The sequence below is a fragment of the Xanthobacter sp. 126 genome, from assembly GCF_000526175.1.
Taxonomy (GTDB): Bacteria; Pseudomonadota; Alphaproteobacteria; order Rhizobiales; family Xanthobacteraceae; genus Xanthobacter; species Xanthobacter aminoxidans.
The window spans coordinates 3,118,571-3,136,250 of sequence record NZ_JAFO01000001.1; the positions used below are offsets into that span (position 1 = coordinate 3,118,571).

The following is a 17,680-nucleotide window of genomic DNA, read 5'->3' on the forward strand; positions in this document are numbered from 1 at the left end:
GGATCGGGAGCGGCATGTTCGACGCGGTCATCATCGGCGGCGGTCCGGCCGGGGCGTCGTGCGCGCTCTGGCTGAAGATGCTCGGCTTCCGGCCCTGCATCGTCGAGCGCCGGCCGGTGCTGGGCGGGCTGGGAAACGACAATCCCTATCCCAACCAGTGGATCGCCCCCATCCGCGACAAGACCGGCATCGAGATTGCCGCCGAGGTCGACCGCCACATGCGCGACCACGACATCGTCTGTCGCACCGGCGAGGCGGTGACGGAGCTGGAGGTGGTGCCCGGCGGCTTCCGCATCACCACCGCCACCGGCGAGATGGCGATGGGGCGCGCCTGCGTCCTCGCCACCGGCGTGCGGCCGGTGAAGGGCGGGTTCACGGCCTCGGAGAACATCATCATCGGGCCGGGCCAGACCCTGTTCAATGCGGACTTCGAGGGGCGCTCGGTCGCCATCCTCGGGGGCGGCGACAATGCGTTCGAGAACTACATCTTCGTGCGCAAACGCGGTGCCGCCCGCGTCACGCTCTTCGCCCGTACCATAAGGGCGCGGCGCGAGTTCCTGGAGAAGGTGCCACCGGCGGACGTGCGCATCGGCCCCTATCCGGTGGAACCGGACGTGCCGGCGGTGGCGGGCGAGCGGTTCGAGCGGTTCCTCGTGCTCTATGGCTGGGAGCCCTATCTGCCCTACGCGCGCCGCTTGGGCCTCGCGCGGGATGCCCGCGGCTTCGTCGAGACCAGCCTCGATTGCGAAACCTCGGTGCCCAACCTCTACGCCATCGGCGAGATCGCGCAGCGCATGCATCCGTGCTGCGTCACCTCCATGGCCGACGGGGTGGTGGCCGCCAAGGCCATCCAGCGCACGCTGGAGCAGGACGCCGTGGCCCGCTTCGCTGAACGCGTCCGCCGCGCCGCAGCCGATGCGGCACCCACATCCGTGCACAAGCCGCGCATCAAGTAGACGTCCTCAGGAGGCGGCCGCCGTGGCTCTGCCCGCGAGAGAGAGCCGCTCGCGGGCACCGGAAACCGCAAGACACGATGCCTCGGGCGCGGCGAGGGCGGCCGCGATTTCGGGCCGGCGCAGGAGCGCGGCGGACGCCTCATAGGCCGCACCGACCGACGCGAGCATGGGCGCCTGCGTCACCTCCGCCACCACGCAAGCGGGGCGCGGGGAGAAAACGACGATCCGGTCGGCGAGGCGCACCGCTTCGGTCACGTCGTGGGTGACGAACAGCACCGCCGCCCCTGCCCCTTCCACCTCGGCCCGCAGCAGCGCCTGGAGATCGTGGCGCAGGCCCACGTCGAGGGCGGAGAACGGCTCGTCCATCAGCACGAGGTCCGGCGAAAGGGCGAATGCGCGGGCGATAGAAACCCGCTGCATCATGCCGCCCGAGAGCTGGGACGGGCGCTTGTCCAGATCCCGCACCGAAAAGCCGAGGCGCAGCAGGATCGCCTCGGCGATGGCGCGGCGCTCGGTCTTGCCCATTCCCGCCGCCTTGAGGCCGAAGGCGGCATTGTCGCGCGCATCCGCCCAGGGCAGCAGGCGCGGGTCCTGAAACACCATGGCCACGCGACGGAAGCCGTTCTCGACCCGTCCCGCGGTCGCCCGCTCAGCACCGGCTGCGATGCGCAAAAGACTGGTCTTGCCGCATCCCGACGGCCCGAGCAGCACCACGAGTTCGCCCGCGCCGATATGAAGGTCGATCCCGGCGATGATCTCGGCCTCGCCGAACCTCAGCCTCAGGCCGCTCAGGGATAGCATCCTCATGCCTCCACCGAGACGGGTGCCGGATGCCCTCTCCCCGCCCGTCGACGCCGCAACGGCGCGAGGAGCAGGGCATCCGCGAGGATCAGTGCGGCGATCGCGAGGACGATCCACGCCATGGTTTCCGGCAGGTCGAAGTGGGAGCGCGCGGTGGCGATGCCGCCGCCCACCCCGTCCGCGCCGCTCAACACTTCCGCCATCACCGCAACCTTGAAGGAGAAGGCCAGCGCGGTGGCGACGGCCGGGATGAGGAAGTCCGCCAGCGCCGGCAGGACCAGATCGGTGAAGCGCATGAGGGCAGGCGCGCGATAGAGCTGCGCCATCTCGGCGAGCGCGCGGTCCCGGCTTCGGACACCCTGGAGCGTGGCGATGAACAGGATAGGCGCGACGGTGATGGCTACGGTGAAGGTGGCGGCCGCGCCGCCAGGCCCGAACCAGAGCAGCGCCAGCACCACCCAGGCGATGGGCGGCGTGCCGAGGAGCGCGGTGAAGACGGGATAGGACATGGCGCCCACGGGCAGCACCAATCCCCCCGCCACGCCTAAAAAGAAGCCGGCCGCGCCCCCCGCGGCGCAGCCGGCCAGAGCGTGCACCAGTGTCGCCAGCAGTGCCGGCCCCGCCTTTCCGGTGGTGACGAGCCGGACGACGGCCTCCCCTGTCTCCGCAAGGCTCGGCAGCACGAACGGCCCGAAGGCCGTGGCCCCCCATTGCCACGCACCGGCCAGAGCCAAGAGCCCCGCCGCCCCCCAGAGCGTGGAGAGGAGCGCGGGAGTGAGCGTGCGTGCCTGAGCCGCCATCGCGATGCTCAGAAGTCGAGATAGAAGCTGTCGGGCGGCAGCTTCCCGGCCAGGGCCTCCGGCTGGAAGGAGAGCAGCGTCTCGTAGAAGGCGACGAGGCCCGGCTTCAGCTTTGCCGCCGGCTCGGCGACCACATTGAAATGCGAGAGCGCGCTGGCGAGAATGGGCGCCTTCATGTCCATCTTTTCCTCGCCCAGCTGGCCGGCGGCGGCGGGATCGGACAGCACCCAGTCGCGGGCACCGGGCAGGCCGGCGGCCAAGGCCTTGAGGAGTTCCGGGCTCTCCTCGATCAGCCGCTCATGCACGGCGATGCCGGCCATGGGCAGGCCGAGGCCGCCGTGCTGCTTCTTCCAGTCGTCCTGAAGGCTGATGGCACGGTTGAGCGTGCGGCCCTCCTTCTTCGCCATCATGATGGCGGCGGTGGCCGGCGGCTCGGAGAGGATGGCCGTGGTGGCCCGCCCGGCGGCGAGCATCTGCGCCGCCTCCATGGGGGTGCGCACATAGGTGATGGTCATGTCCTTGTCCGGGTCCATGCCATAGCCGCGGGCGATGGAGCGGAAGACGAGGTCGGGCATGTCGTTCTTGAAGAAGCCGACCAGTTGCTTGCCGGCGAGATCCTTGAACGAGGTGATGCCCGCGTCGGACGAGATGACAAACAGATGGCCCATGGAGAGGATGGCGAACAGCTTCAGCGGCAGGCCGCGATTGGCGAGGTTCGCCGGAACATGGGTCGGAGTCGTGAACAGGCTGGTGCGGCCGGAGACGATGGCGGCGCGCAGTTCGTCGGTGTCGCGCCACAGGCGGAAGGTGGCGTCGGGTGCTGTCGCGTTGAGGGCACCGGACTGGAGCAGGCGCAGCAGCACGATGGTGGAACCGTTCGGCGCACCGAGAATCTCCAGCCCCTTCGCCGGCGCTGCGAGCGCCGCGCCCAGCGACGCGGCGGATGCCCCGGCCGCCGCGGCGGCGATGGCGCCCAACATGCGGCGCCGGTTGAGCAATACGGTCATGTCCAAATCCCCGGCAGAAAAAGCCGGCGCGGCCGGCCAAGCTATATCCGAATCAATATAGCAATTTCGCATCCGCACAAAGGCAAGTCGGCTGCGGCGGAACGGCCGCAGGTGGGAGAGCCGAGGTGGGCGCGAAGATCATCGGCAGGGCGGGAGGGTTGCTTTCGCGCCACAATGCGCGCCAGCTTCCTTCAGCAACCGTCGAAGTCCTTGGCCGCGCACGGCGAGCCGGGCAAGATCAGGCGAAATGGACCGCGGGGGGCGGCACAAGGGGGCGCGGATGGGTCGGGAGATCGGGCTGGAATTCAGCTCAAGCATCAGGTTCGCGGGACTGCGGGCGGCGATGATCGTCGCCGGGCTTGCCGCCCTCCTGCTCGCGTTCGGCGCCCCGGCCGGCGCGCAGACACTGGACCGCCTGGCAAAGGGTGACCCCTTCCGCATCGGCTATCGCCAGTTCGCCCCGCCCTATTCGTACGCTGCGAGCAACGGCCAGCCGGCGGGCTACATCGTCGATCTCTGCCGCGAGGTGGCGGACGCGCTCAAGCGCTCCCTCAAGCTGCCGAATCTTCCGGTTGAATACGTCAAGGTCTCGGCCGAAGACCGCTTCGAGGCGGTCCGCGACGGGCGCATCGACATCCTGTGCGAGCCCTCGTCCATGACCATGTCACGGCGGGCGCTGGTGGACTTTTCCCTCCCCACCTTCCTCGACGGCGCAGGCGTCGTCACGCGCGGTTCGGCTGTCAAAGGGCTGGAAGAGCTGCGCGGCAAGAAGGTCGGCGTGCTCAAGGGCACCACGACCGAGGAGACGCTGCGCTCCACCCTCGCGCAGATGGGCATCACCGCCACCATCGTCACCGTCACCGATCATCCGGACGGGCTGAAGCAGCTGGCCGACGGCAAGCTCGACGCCTATTTCGGCGACCGGGGCATCCTCAACTATCTGATCGCCAATACCGCGTTCGGCAATCGCCTCAGCCTCTCGGACCAGTATTTCACCTTCGAGACCTACGCGCTCGGCCTGCCGCGCGGCGACCAGGCATTCCGTCTTCTGGTGGACACCACCCTCGCCGACCTCTACCGCACTGACCGCATTCGCGACATCTATGCCAAGAGTTTCGGCAAGTTCCCGCCCGACCAGTTCCTGAACGCGCTGTTCGTCATCAACGGCGTGCCGAAATAGACAGGGCTTTTCCCCGAAGGCATATTTGTTGCTTATCGCGAGGGCCTGAGGACGCGGCAGATGCGCCGCGCCCGCCCCACCGGAGCGCGCCATGGCTCACGTCCATCGCATCGGAGCGAAGTCCTTCGTCTTCTCCGACCTCAAGGACCTGATGGCCAAGGCGACGCCGCCGCGGTCGGGCGACATGCTCGCCGGCATCGCCGCCGCCACGGCCGAGGAGAATGTGGCGGCGCGCATGTGCCTCGCCGACCTGCCGCTCAAGACCTTCCTCGCCGAGCCGCTCGTTCCCTATGAAGGGGACGAGGTGACGCGGCTCATCCTCGACAGCCACGACAGCCCGGCCTTCGCGCCGGTCTCAGCCATGACGGTGGGCGACTTCCGCGACTTCCTGCTCTCCCCTGCCGCAACGCCGGAGGTGCTGGCGGGCCTCGCGCCCGGCCTTATCCCAGAGATGGCGGCGGCGGTGTCCAAGATCATGCGGAATCAGGATCTGATCCTCGCCGCGCGCAAGTGCCGGGTGGTGACGCGCTTCCGCAACACCATCGGCCTGCCCGGCACCATGGCGGTGCGCCTCCAGCCCAACCACCCCACCGACGACGCAGCCGGCGTCTCCGCCGCCATCCTCGACGGCCTGCTCTACGGCTGCGGCGATGCGGTGATCGGCATCAATCCCGCCTCCGACAGCGTCCCGGTCATCGACCGGCTGCTGAAGCTGATGGACGAGATCATCTCGCGCTTCGAGATTCCCACCCAGAGCTGCGTGCTCACCCACATCACGACCTCGATCGCGCTCATGGAGCGCGGCGCGCCGGTGGACCTCGTGTTCCAGTCCATCGCCGGGACGGAGGGAGCCAACCGCTCCTTCGGCATCGACCTGAAATTGCTGGCCGAGGGCACCGATGCGGCACGGTCGCTCAAGCGCGGCACGGTGGGGCAGAACGCCATGTATTTCGAGACCGGCCAGGGCTCGGCCCTCTCCGCCGGCGCGCACCATGGCGTCGACCAGCAAACGCTTGAGGCCCGCGCCTACGGCGTCGCCCGCGCCTTCGATCCGCTGCTGGTGAACACGGTGGTGGGCTTCATCGGCCCGGAATATCTCTACGACGGCAAGCAGATCATCCGCGCCGGTCTGGAGGACCATTTTTGCGGCAAGCTGCTCGGCGTGCCGCTGGGGGTAGACGTCTGCTATACCAACCACGCTGAGGCCGACCAGGACGACATGGACACGCTGCTGACCCTGCTCGGAGCGGCGGGCGTCACCTACATCATGGGCATTCCCGGCGCCGACGATGTGATGCTGAACTATCAGTCCACCTCCTTCCACGATGCGCTCTACGTCCGCGAGGTACTGGGGCTGAAGCGCGCGCCGGAATTCGAGGCGTGGCTGGAGAAGATGGACATCACCGGCGCGGACGGCCGCCTGCTGCCTGCCGACGCCGGCAATCCCCTGCTCGGCTATGTGGCGGAGCACGCGGCATGATCGCGCGCGATCCCTGGTCGAAACTCGCCCGCCACACCCCGGCGCGCATCGCGCTGGGCCGCACCGGCGCGAGCCTGCCCACGGAGGAGGTGCTGCGCTTCGCCCTCGCCCATGCGCAGGCGCGCGATGCGGTGCACACCCCGTTCGATGCGGCGCGGGTGGAAGAGGAGGTCCGCGGCCTCGGCTTTTCCACCCTGCGCGCCGAAAGCGCGGCGCAGGCGCGGGACGTCTATCTGCGCCGGCCGGACCTCGGCCGCCGTCTCTCGGACGAAAGCCGTGCCCGCCTTGCTCAGGCGGCGGGCGAGCCGGTGGACCTCGTACTGGTGGTGGCTGACGGCCTGTCCTCGGCAGCCGTCCACGCCCACACGCTCCCCTTCCTGGCGGCGTTGAAGGCGCGCATTACGGACGCCGGCTGGACCACCGCGCCCGTGGTCATCGCCTCGCAGGCGCGGGTGGCGCTGGGGGACGAGGTGGGCCATTTGCTGAAGGCCCGCGCGGTCGCGTTGCTAGTGGGCGAGCGACCGGGCCTCTCCTCGCCAGACAGCCTTGGCCTCTACCTCACCTACAATCCCAAGCCCGGCCGATCTGACGCTGAGCGCAATTGCATCTCTAACGTGCGTCCGGAGGGTCTTGCCTACGATCTGGCCGCCTTCAAGCTCGCCTGGCACATTCGCGAGGCATTCGCCCGCCAGATCACTGGCGTCGAACTGAAGGACGAGAGCGATCTCCTGCTCGAAACCGGCCTGCCGCCGTTGCATCTGGGCGCGAGCTGACGGTTTTTGTCCGCGCCCTTGGGGAATGGCAACAAAGTTGCCTCTAGGGCAAGCGCGCCGGACCTTACCCCGGTGCAAGCGGAGGGCTGGGCATGGCCGAAGGCAGCAAATCCGGCGTCACCTACACCACGGTTGATGTTTCCTATTTCGAGCAGCGGGCCCTGAAGCGGCACGCGCGCGTCTGGTCGCTCTGGGCGCTCGGCGTCGGGGCGGTCATCTCCGGCCATTTCTCGGGCTGGAACCTCGGCATCGCCTCGGGCGGCTGGGGCGGCATGTTCATCGCGGCGGTCATCATCGCCATCATGTATCTCGGCCTCACCTTCTCCATCGCCGAGATGTCGCCGGCCCTGCCCCACACGGGCGCCGCCTATTCCTTCGCGCGCACCACCATGGGGCCGTGGGGCGGCTTCGTCACCGGCCTGTGCGAGAACGTGGAATATGTCATCACCCCGGCCGTGGTGGTGTCCTTCATCGGCTCCTACATGGGCTCTATCTTCGGCACGCCACTGGCGTTCCAGCCGGTCTACTGGATCTTCGGCTACATCATCTTCGTGGGCCTCAACATTGCCGGCGTGGAACTCTCCTTCCGCGTGACGCTGGTGGTGACGCTGGCGGCGCTGGCCTGCCTCGTCGCCTTCTGGGTCAGCGCCATTCCGGTGGCCAACTTCTCCCGCTGGGCGCTGAACATCGGCGTCGGGCCGGACGGCACGGCGGTGGAGCTGCCCAATGGCGGAGGGCCGTTCCTGCCCTTCGGCATCGGCGGCGCGCTGGCAGCCCTACCGTTCGCCGTCTGGCTGTTCCTCGCCATCGAGCAATTGCCGCTGGCGGCGGAAGAATCGGTGGATCCCAAGACGGATATGCCCAAGGGCATCATGCTGGGCATGGCGACGCTCATCGTCTCCGCCTTCATGATCCTCTGGCTCAATTCCTCGGTGGCCAATGGCTCCTTCGGCCTCTCCACCTCACTGGAGCCGCTGCTGGACGGCTTCAAGGCCATCTATGGCGACGGGCTGGCGAAGCTTCTCGCGCTGGTGGCGGTGATCGGGCTCATCGCCTCGTTCCACACCATCATCTATGCCCAGGGCCGGCAGATCTATTCGCTGTCGCGAGCCGGCTACTTCCCGCGCGGCCTCTCCGTCACCCATGGCGGGCGCAAGACCCCGCATGTGGCCATGGTGGCCGGCGCGCTGGTCGGCCTCGTCATCATGCTCGGCATCTGGTTCGCGCTGGGGGCGGAAGCGGGCGCGGCGGCCATCGGCGGCACGCTGCTGAACATGGCGGTGTTCGGCGCCATGCTCTCCTACGTGATGCAGGCCATATCCTTCATCCTGATGCGGAAGAACATGCCGCACATCGAACGGCCCTATAAGAGCCCCTTCGGCATCCCGGGCGCGGTGGCGACCATCGTGATCGCCATCGTCACCATCTGGTTCCAGCTCTCCGACCCGATCTACCGCAATGGCGTAATCGGCGTGGCCATCTGGTTCGCAGCCGGCATCGCCTATTTCGGCATCTGGGGTCGGCACAAGCTGGTGCTCTCACCGGAGGAGGAGTTCGCCCTCTCCAAGGGCTCGGCCGAATACAAGAGCTACTGAAGGCGCCGCGGTCCGCCTTTCCCGGCGGACCGCACTGCCCGGATCAGACCACCGAAACCACGCGGAAGGTGTGCATCTCGTCGTCCTCGTGGACGGAGACATACTCGCCCACCTCGAACCGCTCGTCGCCGAAGCGGTAGCCGGCCTCGTCATCGTCGGCGCCGGAAATGTCGTAGCGAAACGCCCAGCTGCCGCCGGGCCGGCGCACCAGATGGCCCACCTCGTCGGCCTCATCGGGGCGAAACTTCACCACCCGGCAGCTGTCGCGGTGCTTGGCCCACTCCGCCGCATCGATGCGGCCGGCGCTGTCGAGGGGCGCCACGAAGCTGTAGCCGGAATTGCGGGCACCGTCCGGATGCCCCTTCTCACGGGCAAGCTCCATGCGGATCTGACGGAAGCCGTGCGGCAACTGGGTCATGCTTTTTTCTCCCCGACCTTGCGGCCTGTGGCTCCGTCCCGAGCGCGGACATCACGATGCGTTGACGGAAGCCTGATTCTCGCCCCGCCTCCCGGTGCGGCCATAGGCAGCAAGGCGGCGGAGTGCGATGATGATGTCGCCTCGAAGGGCAACGGGTGGAAATGTGATTTTCCCCGATCCGGCACGCAAGGCATTTGACCTTCCGCAACGCCGAAGTCTCACATCCGTGAAACGGTAAATCCAATGGGCGCTGGGGGCTGCTCAGGTCCGGGGGTCATCGTCAGACGGGAGAAATGGACATGAACGACTCGGTGATGTTCCAGGGTCTCGCCCGCGCGCTGTCGCCCGCCACGCCGCCTATGGCTTGGCCGGTCGCCGCGTGGAAGAACCTGTTCTTAGATTGCCCGATCGCGGTCAGCACGCATCTGCAGCAGTTCGTCGGCCGGCAGATGCAGGAGCAGATGGAGTTGCTCAGCCAGCTCTCGCGCGAGCAGAACCCGTCCGCCTTCGTCACCCGCGAAGCAGCCTTCCTGCAGCAGTCGGCTCTCGCGTGGAGCACCGAGCTGGTCGCGGTGGGCGAGATCGTCCAGTCCAAGCTGCTGAACGCCACCCAGGCCGAGCAGCCGGAAGACCAGCCGCCGTTCGCAAAGGCGGCCTGAGGTTTCCGGGTAAGCCGCATTTATCGTTTCCCCCGGTTTGCCGGTCGAATTCGTGTGGTGACCACCGGGCCGTCGGTCGCGGCACAGCCTGCGGCCTCTCGCCCGTCCGGATTGCCCCAGCGGCGTCGTGGCGCCATGGTGGGACCGAAGCGTTCTGAATCGGTCGCCCCCTGTGCTTATCGTTGAAATCCCGTACCGCGACCCGTTCGCCGCGTTCCAGGCCTTCGCCGACGCCCCCCACTGCGCCTTTCTCGACAGCGCTGCGGAGGGCGACGTGCGGGCGCGCTGGTCCTATATCGGCGCGGATCCCTATGCCTTCATCACCTCCGGCCCGGACGGCGTCCGGCTGAACGGCACCCTTGTGCCAGGAACGCCGTTCGACGTTCTGGCGCGCGCGCTCAATCCCGGCGATCTGCCGCCCTGCCTCGGCCCCTCCTCCGCGCCGGTACCGTTCCTCGGCGGCGCCATGGGCTATCTGGGCTATGAGCTGGGCCGGCATCTGGAGCGCCTGCCGCCGCCCCGGCCGGCGACGCCTTCCGTGCCCGAGATGGCCATGGGCCTCTACGACGCCATCCTCGCCTTCGACGGGTTGGAGAAGCGCGCCTTCATCGTCTCCAACGGCCGGCCCGAAACCGGCGATGCGGCCGAGGCCCGCGCCCAGCGCCGCGCGCAGGAGCTGTTCGACCGGCTCGCCACGGCACCCGCAGCGGCGCCCGCCCCCGATTTCAGCCGGACCGGCACGTTTGCGCCCGACCAGTCCCGCGCGGACGTGGAAGCGGAAGTGGCGCGGGTGATCGAATACATCCGCGCGGGCGACATCTTCCAGGCCAACCTCACCCACCAGATGCGCGCGAAGGTGCCGGAAGGCCTGACCGACCTTGCCCTCTACACCCGCCTGCGCGCGTTGAGCCCCTCCCCCTTCGCCGCCTTCCTGCGTGCCGGCGACGATCTCGCCGTGCTGTCCGCCTCGCCGGAGCGCTTCCTCTCCCTGTCCTCGGATGGGCGGGTGGAGACGCGCCCCATCAAGGGCACCCGCCGCCGCAGCGCCGATCCCGCTGAGGACAAGGCGCTGGCTAACGCGCTCCTCGCCTCGGTGAAGGACCGGGCGGAAAACCTCATGATCGTGGACCTGATGCGCAACGACCTCTCGCGGGTCTCGCAGGTGGGCAGCGTGAAGGTGCCAGTGCTCTGCGGGCTGGAGACGTTCGCCAGCGTCCATCACCTCGTCTCGGTCATCGACAGCCGGCTGAAGCCCGGCCTTGGCCCGGTGGACCTTTTGAAGGCCTGCTTCCCCGGCGGCTCCATCACCGGCGCGCCGAAGATCCGCGCCATGGAGATCATCCACGAGCTGGAGCCCACCCCGCGCGGGGTCTATTGCGGCTCGGTGGCGTGGATCGGCTTCGACGGAGCGATGGATTCCTCCATCGTCATCCGCACCATCACCCGCTCCGGCGACACGCTGCTGACCCAGGCGGGCGGCGGCATCGTCGCGGATTCCGATCCGGCGGACGAATATGAGGAGAGCCTCGTGAAGCTCTCGCCCATGCTGCGCGCGCTCTCGGGAGAGGGCCCATGAAGCTGTTCCTCGGCACCGGGCTGGTGGATGAGGCGGAGGCGACCGTCTCGCCGTTCGATCGCGGCTTCACTCTGGGCGACGGACTGTTCGAGACGCTGCGGGTGAAGGGGGGCCGGGTGCAGCGCATCGAGGCGCACCTTGCCCGCCTCGCGGCCGGCGCAGGGGTGCTGGGAATGCCCCTGCCGTCTCTCGACCTTGCCGAGGCGCTGGCACAGACCGCCGACGCCAATGGCCTGTCGGACGGCGTGCTGCGCCTCACCCTCACCCGCGGCACCGGCCCGCGCGGCGTGCTGCCGCCGGCCGAGCCGAAGCCCACTTTGGTCATCACCGCCGCACCCCTCTCCCCGCCCCTGCCAGCCGCGCGCCTCGTGATTGCGCAGGGCACGCGCCGAAACGATCGTTCCCCGCTCGCGCAGGTGAAGTCGCTGAACTATCTCGACGGCATCCTCGCCCGGCAGGAGGCCTCGCGACGCGGCGCGGACGATGCCATCCTGCTCAACACGCGCGATGGTGTGGCGGAAACGTCCATCGCCAACCTGTTCGTGGTCATCGACGGGGTGCTTGTCACGCCGCCTTTGTCCGAGGGCGTCCTGCCCGGCGTGATGCGGGCGGAGGTGATCGCCGCCGGAGCGCGGGAACGGCCGCTGACGGTGGAGGACCTAGCATCGGCCGAAGAAATCCTGCTCACCTCTGCGCTGGGCATCCGCTCTGTCGCATCGCTGGAGGGGCGCCCCCTCCCCTCCACAGTCGCAGCCGACCGCCTGCGCGGCCTGATCGAGGGCGCATGAGACGGCGACCATGAGCATACAGGCGCTCACCACCGCCCGCCTCACGCTGCGCCCGTGGCGGCCATCGGATCGCGATGGATTGTGGCGGATGCAGTCCGACCCGCGCACCATGGAATTCCTCATGCCGGTGGCCGACCGCACCGCGAGCGATGCAGTGGCCGATCGCGCCGAGGCGCATTTCGCCCGCCACGGCTTCGGCCTGTGGGTGGTGGAAGTGCCGGGCGTCACCGCCTTCGCCGGATATTGCGGGCTGGTGCATGTGCCCTATGCGGAGCACTTCACGCCGGCGGTGGAGATCGGCTGGCGCTTCGATCCCACCTTCTGGGGCCGGGGCTGTGCCACCGAGGCGGCGCGGGCGGCGCTGGATTTCGGGTTCGCGACGCTGGGGCTGGAGGAGATCGTCGCCATCACCGTTCCGGCCAACCTTCGCTCGCGGGCGGTGATGGAGCGGCTCGGCATGGTGCGGGACGAAGGCGGGGATTTCGATTTGCCGTCCACGCCGCCGGGACACCCGTTGCGGCGGCAGGTGCTTTACCGGCTCAGACGGTCACAAGCGCGGACCTGACCACCGCCGCCTCAATGAGATCGGCGGCATCGGTTACGCCGCGCCCGTGCGCCATCTCGGCCGCGATACGCCGGGCATTCTCGCCATAGCCCGGCTGTTCCAGCACCGCCCGGAGCGCTGCCGTAAGCCGCTTCTGGCTGGCGCGGCCGGCGGGCACGACCTCGGCCACACCGGCATAGGCGAGGCGCGCGGCCGTGGCCGGCTGCTCGAAGGCGATGGGCATGGCGACGAGCGGCACGCCCTCGGCCATGGCATCGAGCACCGTGTTCATGCCGCAATGAAGCACGGCCGCCGCACAGCGCTTCAGCACCTCCTGCTGGGGCACGAAGGCGCGCACCTCGGCGAGGTCGCTCAGCCGGCCAATCTCGGCCTGCGAAAGAAGCCCACCGTGGGCGATCAGCAAGCGCACGCCCACCTCCCGCGCCGCCAGCGCCACCTTGCGGAAGAGGTCCACCCGCGCCCCCTGCAGCGTGCCCAGCGAGCAGAAGACGAGGGGCTTGCCCTCTGCCTCCGGCAGCGGCGCCGTTGCGGCCGGGATGGCGGCGAGATCGCGCCAGGGGGCGCCATAGTGGAAGGTGGCGGGCAGTTCGGTGCGGGGAAAATCCAGCCCCTTCGGCATCTGCGCAACCGTCAGCAGCGGCGAGAACCCGCCGTCGGCGAACGGATCGAGGCCAAAGGCTTCGCCATGCCGCGCCAGCACCTTGCGCATGGACGACATCAGGAAATCAGTGACGCGATAACCGCCCTTGTTGCGAACGAGCGCCTTCTCCCCCGCCTCATAGGGCCACGGCACGAACGGCGGCGGCACGCCCACCTCGCGGTTCAGCAGCAGCGCCGTCGCGGTGGAGATCACCGGCAGGCCGAGATGGCGCGCCACGAGCGTGCCGGCGGCCTCCGTCTGGTCGGCGATCACCGCGTTCGCACCGATGTCGCGCAGCACGCCGGGCAGGTCTCGGCAGAGCATGTCTGTCTGCGCAGCGGTCGCGCGCAGCGTGCCGAGAAGGCCGAACAGGCCCGTGGGCTTGGCGAGGCGGTTCACATAGGTGTCGAGGGCGCCAGCGGGATAATCGCGCGCGCCCACCGCAGCGAAGCCCGCACCCTTGCCCTTCACCAGCCGCTCCGCATCCGCCATGTGGACGAAGGTGACGCGATGGCCCCGCGCGCCCAGTTCACGCGCCAGCACCAGCAAGGGGTTGTAGTGCCCCGGCAGCGGCGGGGCGACGACGGCGAAATGGGTCATCGCGGCCGGGTCCACAAATGCTTCGGGCGCGGCGGCTGGGGGCCGCTGCGGCGCGTGGCGAGGGCGAGGCCGATGCCATGCATGAGATAGCCGATCTTCTGCGCCTTGGTGGTGGAGACGCGCGCATCCCACGCCTGCGCTCCGCGCCGGCGCACCTCGGTGCCGATGGCGCGGTAGACGCAGCGGGCCGCACCCACGGCGGCGGCGGCGCGGAACGGCAAGGCGCCCATGCCGATCACCGCCTGTTCGTAATAGGGCTCGGCCACGTCGAGCAGGCGCGCGACGGCGGCAGCCACGTTGGCGCGGTGCTCGGGGTCGGCGATCCCGGCCTCGGGCACGCCTTCCATGTCGAGGAAGGTGCCCGGCACATAGATGCGGCCGATACCGGCATCCTCGATCACGTCGCGGGAGATGTTGGTGAGCTGGAAGCCGAGGCCGAGGTCGCTCGCCCGGTCCAGCACCACCTCGTCCCGCGCCCCCATGATCAGCGCCATCATCACCCCCACCACGCCGGCCACATGGTAGCAGTAGGTGAGCGTGTCATCGAGGGTGTCGTAGCGGCGGCCTTCCACATCCATGCGGAAGCCCTCGAGCAGATCGAGGGGGTGGCGCTCGGGAATGTCATTGCGCCGGACCACCTCGGCGAAGGCCGCGAAGGCGGGATGGGAGGACGGCACGCCGCGATAGGCCCGGCGGGTCTCCTCGAACAGGGCATCGAGCCGCTCGGCCGGCGTCTGGGCGCTCGCGATGCGGCCGTAGCCCAGCTCCTGCCCGTCCACCAGGTCGTCGCAGTGGCGGCACCACGCATAGAGCATCACCGCGTCTTCGCGCATGCGCGGGGCGAACAGCCGGGCGGCGGCGGCGAAGCTCTTGGAGCCCTTGGCGATGGCCTCCTCGCTTGCGCCCACCACATCCGGAGCGGCGTCCGCCCCGCTCATGCGGGCGACCGGGCGGGGATGCCGAGATCGGCGAGAATGAGGCCGGCCGTCGCCTTGGCCGAGCCCACCACCCCCGGCACGCCCGCGCCGGGATGGGTGCCGGCACCAGCGAAATAGAGGTTGGCGATCTTGTCGTCCCGGTTGTGCGGGCGGAACCACGCCGACTGGGTCAGGATCGGCTCCACCGAGAAGGCCGAACCGAGATGGGCGGAGAGTTCGTCGCGGAAGCCGAAGGGGGTGAGGATGCGCGTGGTGACGAGGCTTTCCTTCAGCCCCGGCAGCAGGCGCTGCTCCAGATGGCCGAGGATGCGGTCGCGATACTTCGGCCCCTCCACCTCCCAGTCGATGTCCGCCTTGCCGAGATGCGGCACAGGGGAGAGCACGTAGAAGGCGGTGGAGCCCTCCGGCGCCAGCGACTTGTCGGTCACGGTGGGCGCGTGGAGATAGAGCGAGAAATCGTCCGGCAGGCGCGGGCCCTTGAATATCTCGTCCACAAGGCCGCGATAGCGCGGGCCGAACAGCACCGTGTGGTGCTGGAGGTGGTCCCAGGTGCGGTTGGCGCCGAAATAGATGACGAACAGCGACATGGAATGCCGCTTCTTCGCGAGCTTGGCGCCCTCCGCCTTCCCCCGCGCGCTGTTGCGCATGAGGTGGGCATAGGTGTGCACCACGTCCGCGTTGGAGGCGACTAGGTCGAACGGGCGCATCTCCCCGCCGACGCGCACGCCGGTGGCGCGGTCGCCCTCCACGACGATCTCATCGACCTTGGCGGAGAGGTGGATGGTACCGCCGAGGTCGGTGAACAGCTTCACCATGCCGCGCACCAGCGCGCCGGTGCCGCCGCGAGGGAAGAACACGCCCCATTTGCGCTCCAGCGCATGGATGAGGGCGTAGATGGACGAGGTGGAGAAGGGATTTCCCCCCACCAGCAGCGAGTGGAAAGAAAAGGCCTCGCGCAGGTGCTCGTCCTGGATGAAGCTCGACACCATGGAATAGACCGAGCGCCACGCCTGGAGCTTCGCCAGCTGCGGCCCAGCCTTCATCATGTCCGAGAAATTCAGGAACGGCACGGCGCCGAGCTTGAGGTAGCCCTCCTCGAACACCGCCTTGGAATAGGCGAAGAAGCGCCGGTAGCCTTCCACATCAGCCGGGTTGAAGGCGGCGATCTGGGCGTCGAGGGCGGTCTGCTCGTTCACATAGTCGAACTGCCGGCCATCCGACCACAACAGCCGGTAGAAGGGCGAGACCGAGATCAGGTCCACATAGTCGCTGAGGCGCCGGCCGGCCGCCTCAGCGACCTCTTCCAGGCAGGAGGGATCGGTGATGACGGTCGGCCCGCCATCGAAGGTGAAGCCCTTGTCCTCGTAGACATAGGCCCGGCCACCGGGCTTGTCCCGCTGCTCGAAGATGGTGGTGGCGATGCCGGCCGCCTGCAGGCGGATGGCGAGAGCGAGCCCGCCGAAGCCGGACCCGATGACGGCGGCGCGGCGGGGAGACTTGGTGACGTCGAGCATTATCTGGGACCGGTCGCGGATTTCGTCTCGGGGAGGCAGGAAAGCGCCTTCAGCACCGATACGGGCGGACGGCCCGTAAGGATGCGTGCCTTGTCCTTGAAGGTGAGGCGATCCCCGTAGAAGCGTTGGATCAGGTCCTCGGGCAAGCGGTAAAAGCGCTCGAGGATGGCATAGCGGCGATCCGGCGCGGCCGCGCGGAACAGCATCCGGTTGAGCAGCCGGAAGAACCCGCGGCTCTCCCAGCGTCGGGCCGCGTGCTGGCGCACGAAGGCTGCGATCGCGGGGCCAGAGATATCCGGCAGCTCGCTCACGAGGTCCGCGAGTTCCAGTGCATCCGGCAGCGAATAGCCGGTGGTGGGGTGGAACAGCGCGGCGCGCAGCCCGACCCGCGCGACCCCCTGGGGCGCCTCGGCCAGGAAAGCGCCGATATCGCCGCCAAGGGCGATGGGCAGGACGCCTTCCTCTTCGCGCACCACGTGGTCGATCTCCCAGCCCTGCCCGGCGGCGTAGGCGGCGATGCGCCCGCGCAGGGTCTCGATGGGGAGCTCCGCGCCGCTGGAATAATAGGTGTCCTCGATCAGCACCGTCTGCGGATCGAGCGGCAGCACATAGACGAAGCGATAGCCGTCGATCTGCTCCACCCGCGCATCCATGATGAAAGGCCGGTGCAGGCCGTGCGGACGGGTGAGTTGCACCTCCTGGCCGAGGAACTTCTGAAAGCCGAGGTCAAGGTGGCGCGACGAAACCGGCCCGCGCCCGTCGATCACCGCCCCCGCATCGATGCGCTCGCCGCCGGAGAGGACGACATGGTCCGCCGCCACATGGGCCACCTTGGCGTTCAGGCGGATGGATGGATGGAGGCGCTCGTGGATCACCTGCGACATGCGCTCGGAGGTGATGGTGCCGTAATGGCCCTTGAGGATGCGCGAGTAGGCCGGGAAGTGCACGTCGTGCCCCATCCACACATGGGCGCGGAACGGGCTGAGGAAGGCGTGCTGCATGCGGCCGAAATCGCTGGAATGATAGGACCAGCTGTGGTTGCCGCCGACGCTTTCGCCGGCCTCCAGCAGCAGCACCCGCACGCGGCTGCGCCGTTCGGCGATGCGGGCGGCGATCAGGCAATTGGCGAGCCCGGCACCGACGAAAACGATATCCATGCCCGCCCCGTTCCGTTGCCCAATTCCCTTGGGTTGCGCCTCCTGAAACCCGAATAAAGGGCGGCCGGCCGCGTGTCACCCCCTGCATCAGCATGGATGCGGCCTGGTGCCGCTGCGACTCGGTCTCACTTGCGGGTGGCTCGGTCGAGACTTACCTCACGGGAGCACACTGCGCCGGCGAACAATCGCCCGACCCGCGTGACGCCGGATGGGCAGACGCCCGCACCGGCCCG

Annotated in this window: 17 protein-coding genes; 9 read left to right on the top strand and 8 right to left on the bottom strand. The window is 68.7% G+C overall.

Features of this window, described 5'->3' with window-relative positions; translation table 11 throughout:
- The first annotated feature begins 14 nt into the window (after positions 1–14).
- Entirely contained in the window at positions 15–956 is a 942-nt protein-coding gene (locus XAN126_RS0114905) for an NAD(P)/FAD-dependent oxidoreductase (protein WP_024279386.1), read from the top strand.
- 6 nt (positions 957–962) lie between these two features.
- Here XAN126_RS0114905 and XAN126_RS0114910 read toward each other — a convergent pair whose 3' ends face one another.
- From XAN126_RS0114910 to XAN126_RS0114920, 3 genes are read right to left on the bottom strand one after another with little or no spacing between them, the layout of a single operon-like run.
- The gene (locus tag XAN126_RS0114910) at positions 963–1,757 is read right to left on the bottom strand and encodes an ATP-binding cassette domain-containing protein (RefSeq protein WP_051460611.1); all 795 of its coding nucleotides are present in this window, start codon (positions 1,755–1,757) and stop codon (positions 963–965) included.
- Positions 1,758–1,759: 2 nt separating this feature from the next.
- Positions 1,760–2,557, bottom strand: a complete 798-nt coding sequence (locus tag XAN126_RS0114915; protein ID WP_024279388.1) for an ABC transporter permease subunit — start codon at positions 2,555–2,557, stop codon at positions 1,760–1,762.
- 8 nt (positions 2,558–2,565) lie between these two features.
- Positions 2,566–3,564, bottom strand: a complete 999-nt coding sequence (locus XAN126_RS0114920) for an ABC transporter substrate-binding protein (protein WP_024279389.1) — start codon at positions 3,562–3,564, stop codon at positions 2,566–2,568.
- Positions 3,565–3,844: 280 nt separating this feature from the next.
- Here XAN126_RS0114920 and XAN126_RS0114925 point away from each other — a divergent pair, with 280 nt between their 5' ends.
- From XAN126_RS0114925 to XAN126_RS0114940, 4 genes are all read left to right on the top strand, one after another.
- Positions 3,845–4,744: an amino acid ABC transporter substrate-binding protein gene (locus tag XAN126_RS0114925; RefSeq protein ID WP_197024043.1), complete on the top strand. Its 900-nt coding sequence runs from the start codon at positions 3,845–3,847 to the stop codon at positions 4,742–4,744.
- Between the two features lie 91 nt (positions 4,745–4,835).
- Positions 4,836–6,224, top strand: a complete 1,389-nt coding sequence (locus tag XAN126_RS0114930) for an ethanolamine ammonia-lyase subunit EutB (RefSeq protein WP_024279391.1) — start codon at positions 4,836–4,838, stop codon at positions 6,222–6,224.
- Entirely contained in the window at positions 6,221–6,997 is a 777-nt protein-coding gene (gene eutC, locus XAN126_RS0114935) for an ethanolamine ammonia-lyase subunit EutC (RefSeq protein ID WP_024279392.1), read from the top strand. Before XAN126_RS0114930 ends, eutC begins: the two co-directional genes overlap by 4 nt.
- A 92-nt stretch (positions 6,998–7,089) precedes the next feature.
- Entirely contained in the window at positions 7,090–8,592 is a 1,503-nt protein-coding gene (locus XAN126_RS0114940; protein WP_024279393.1) for an amino acid permease, read from the top strand.
- A gap of 43 nt (positions 8,593–8,635) precedes the next feature.
- On the opposite strand, the gene XAN126_RS0114945 is transcribed toward XAN126_RS0114940, so the two are convergent.
- Positions 8,636–9,010 (bottom strand): hypothetical protein, encoded by a 375-nt coding sequence (locus XAN126_RS0114945; RefSeq protein WP_024279394.1) that lies wholly within the window; start codon positions 9,008–9,010, stop codon positions 8,636–8,638.
- Between the two features lie 299 nt (positions 9,011–9,309).
- Between XAN126_RS0114945 and XAN126_RS0114950 the strand changes: the two genes are divergently transcribed.
- The 4 genes from XAN126_RS0114950 to XAN126_RS0114965 all read left to right on the top strand — a co-directional run bounded on the left by XAN126_RS0114950 (position 9,310) and on the right by XAN126_RS0114965 (position 12,598).
- Positions 9,310–9,669 carry a hypothetical protein gene (locus XAN126_RS0114950; RefSeq protein WP_155982315.1) on the top strand — a complete coding sequence of 120 codons (360 nt, stop codon included), beginning with the start codon at positions 9,310–9,312 and terminating at the stop codon, positions 9,667–9,669.
- Positions 9,670–9,841: 172 nt separating this feature from the next.
- Positions 9,842–11,245, top strand: coding sequence for an aminodeoxychorismate synthase component I (gene pabB / locus XAN126_RS0114955; RefSeq protein ID WP_024279396.1), 1,404 nt, complete (start codon positions 9,842–9,844; stop codon positions 11,243–11,245).
- Entirely contained in the window at positions 11,242–12,033 is a 792-nt protein-coding gene (locus XAN126_RS0114960) for an aminodeoxychorismate lyase (RefSeq protein ID WP_024279397.1), read from the top strand. Before pabB ends, XAN126_RS0114960 begins: the two co-directional genes overlap by 4 nt.
- A 10-nt stretch (positions 12,034–12,043) precedes the next feature.
- Positions 12,044–12,598, top strand: a complete 555-nt coding sequence (locus tag XAN126_RS0114965; RefSeq protein ID WP_024279398.1) for a GNAT family N-acetyltransferase — start codon at positions 12,044–12,046, stop codon at positions 12,596–12,598.
- On the opposite strand, the gene XAN126_RS0114970 is transcribed toward XAN126_RS0114965, so the two are convergent.
- From XAN126_RS0114970 to crtY, 4 genes are read right to left on the bottom strand one after another with little or no spacing between them, the layout of a single operon-like run.
- Complete coding sequence (locus XAN126_RS0114970) at positions 12,573–13,838, bottom strand: glycosyltransferase (protein WP_024279399.1); 1,266 nt, start codon at positions 13,836–13,838, stop codon at positions 12,573–12,575. The genes XAN126_RS0114965 and XAN126_RS0114970 overlap by 26 nt on opposite strands.
- Positions 13,835–14,776 carry a phytoene/squalene synthase family protein gene (locus tag XAN126_RS0114975; protein ID WP_024279400.1) on the bottom strand — a complete coding sequence of 314 codons (942 nt, stop codon included), beginning with the start codon at positions 14,774–14,776 and terminating at the stop codon, positions 13,835–13,837. The genes XAN126_RS0114970 and XAN126_RS0114975 overlap by 4 nt, the downstream gene beginning before the upstream one ends.
- The gene (locus XAN126_RS0114980; RefSeq protein ID WP_024279401.1) at positions 14,773–16,290 is read right to left on the bottom strand and encodes a phytoene desaturase; all 1,518 of its coding nucleotides are present in this window, start codon (positions 16,288–16,290) and stop codon (positions 14,773–14,775) included. Before XAN126_RS0114980 ends, XAN126_RS0114975 begins: the two co-directional genes overlap by 4 nt.
- Complete coding sequence (crtY, locus tag XAN126_RS0114985) at positions 16,290–17,447, bottom strand: lycopene beta-cyclase CrtY (RefSeq protein WP_024279402.1); 1,158 nt, start codon at positions 17,445–17,447, stop codon at positions 16,290–16,292. Before crtY ends, XAN126_RS0114980 begins: the two co-directional genes overlap by 1 nt.
- Positions 17,448–17,680: the final 233 nt, after the last annotated feature.

Excerpts from the sequence above, each read along its gene's own strand:
- XAN126_RS0114905 (WP_024279386.1), top strand. The coding sequence starts at position 15 with ATGTTCGACGCGGTCATCATCGGCGGCGGTCCGGCCGGGGCGTCGTGC.
- XAN126_RS0114910 (WP_051460611.1), bottom strand. The coding sequence starts at position 1,757 with ATGCTATCCCTGAGCGGCCTGAGGCTGAGGTTCGGCGAGGCCGAGATC.
- XAN126_RS0114915 (WP_024279388.1), bottom strand. The coding sequence starts at position 2,557 with ATGGCGGCTCAGGCACGCACGCTCACTCCCGCGCTCCTCTCCACGCTC.
- XAN126_RS0114920 (WP_024279389.1), bottom strand. The coding sequence starts at position 3,564 with ATGACCGTATTGCTCAACCGGCGCCGCATGTTGGGCGCCATCGCCGCC.
- XAN126_RS0114925 (WP_197024043.1), top strand. The coding sequence starts at position 3,845 with ATGGGTCGGGAGATCGGGCTGGAATTCAGCTCAAGCATCAGGTTCGCG.
- XAN126_RS0114930 (WP_024279391.1), top strand. The coding sequence starts at position 4,836 with ATGGCTCACGTCCATCGCATCGGAGCGAAGTCCTTCGTCTTCTCCGAC.
- eutC (WP_024279392.1), top strand. The coding sequence starts at position 6,221 with ATGATCGCGCGCGATCCCTGGTCGAAACTCGCCCGCCACACCCCGGCG.
- XAN126_RS0114940 (WP_024279393.1), top strand. The coding sequence starts at position 7,090 with ATGGCCGAAGGCAGCAAATCCGGCGTCACCTACACCACGGTTGATGTT.
- XAN126_RS0114945 (WP_024279394.1), bottom strand. The coding sequence starts at position 9,010 with ATGACCCAGTTGCCGCACGGCTTCCGTCAGATCCGCATGGAGCTTGCC.
- XAN126_RS0114950 (WP_155982315.1), top strand. The coding sequence starts at position 9,310 with ATGAACGACTCGGTGATGTTCCAGGGTCTCGCCCGCGCGCTGTCGCCC.
- XAN126_RS0114960 (WP_024279397.1), top strand. The coding sequence starts at position 11,242 with ATGAAGCTGTTCCTCGGCACCGGGCTGGTGGATGAGGCGGAGGCGACC.
- XAN126_RS0114965 (WP_024279398.1), top strand. The coding sequence starts at position 12,044 with ATGAGCATACAGGCGCTCACCACCGCCCGCCTCACGCTGCGCCCGTGG.
- XAN126_RS0114970 (WP_024279399.1), bottom strand. The coding sequence starts at position 13,838 with ATGACCCATTTCGCCGTCGTCGCCCCGCCGCTGCCGGGGCACTACAAC.
- XAN126_RS0114975 (WP_024279400.1), bottom strand. The coding sequence starts at position 14,776 with ATGAGCGGGGCGGACGCCGCTCCGGATGTGGTGGGCGCAAGCGAGGAG.
- XAN126_RS0114980 (WP_024279401.1), bottom strand. The coding sequence starts at position 16,290 with ATGCTCGACGTCACCAAGTCTCCCCGCCGCGCCGCCGTCATCGGGTCC.
- crtY (WP_024279402.1), bottom strand. The coding sequence starts at position 17,447 with ATGGATATCGTTTTCGTCGGTGCCGGGCTCGCCAATTGCCTGATCGCC.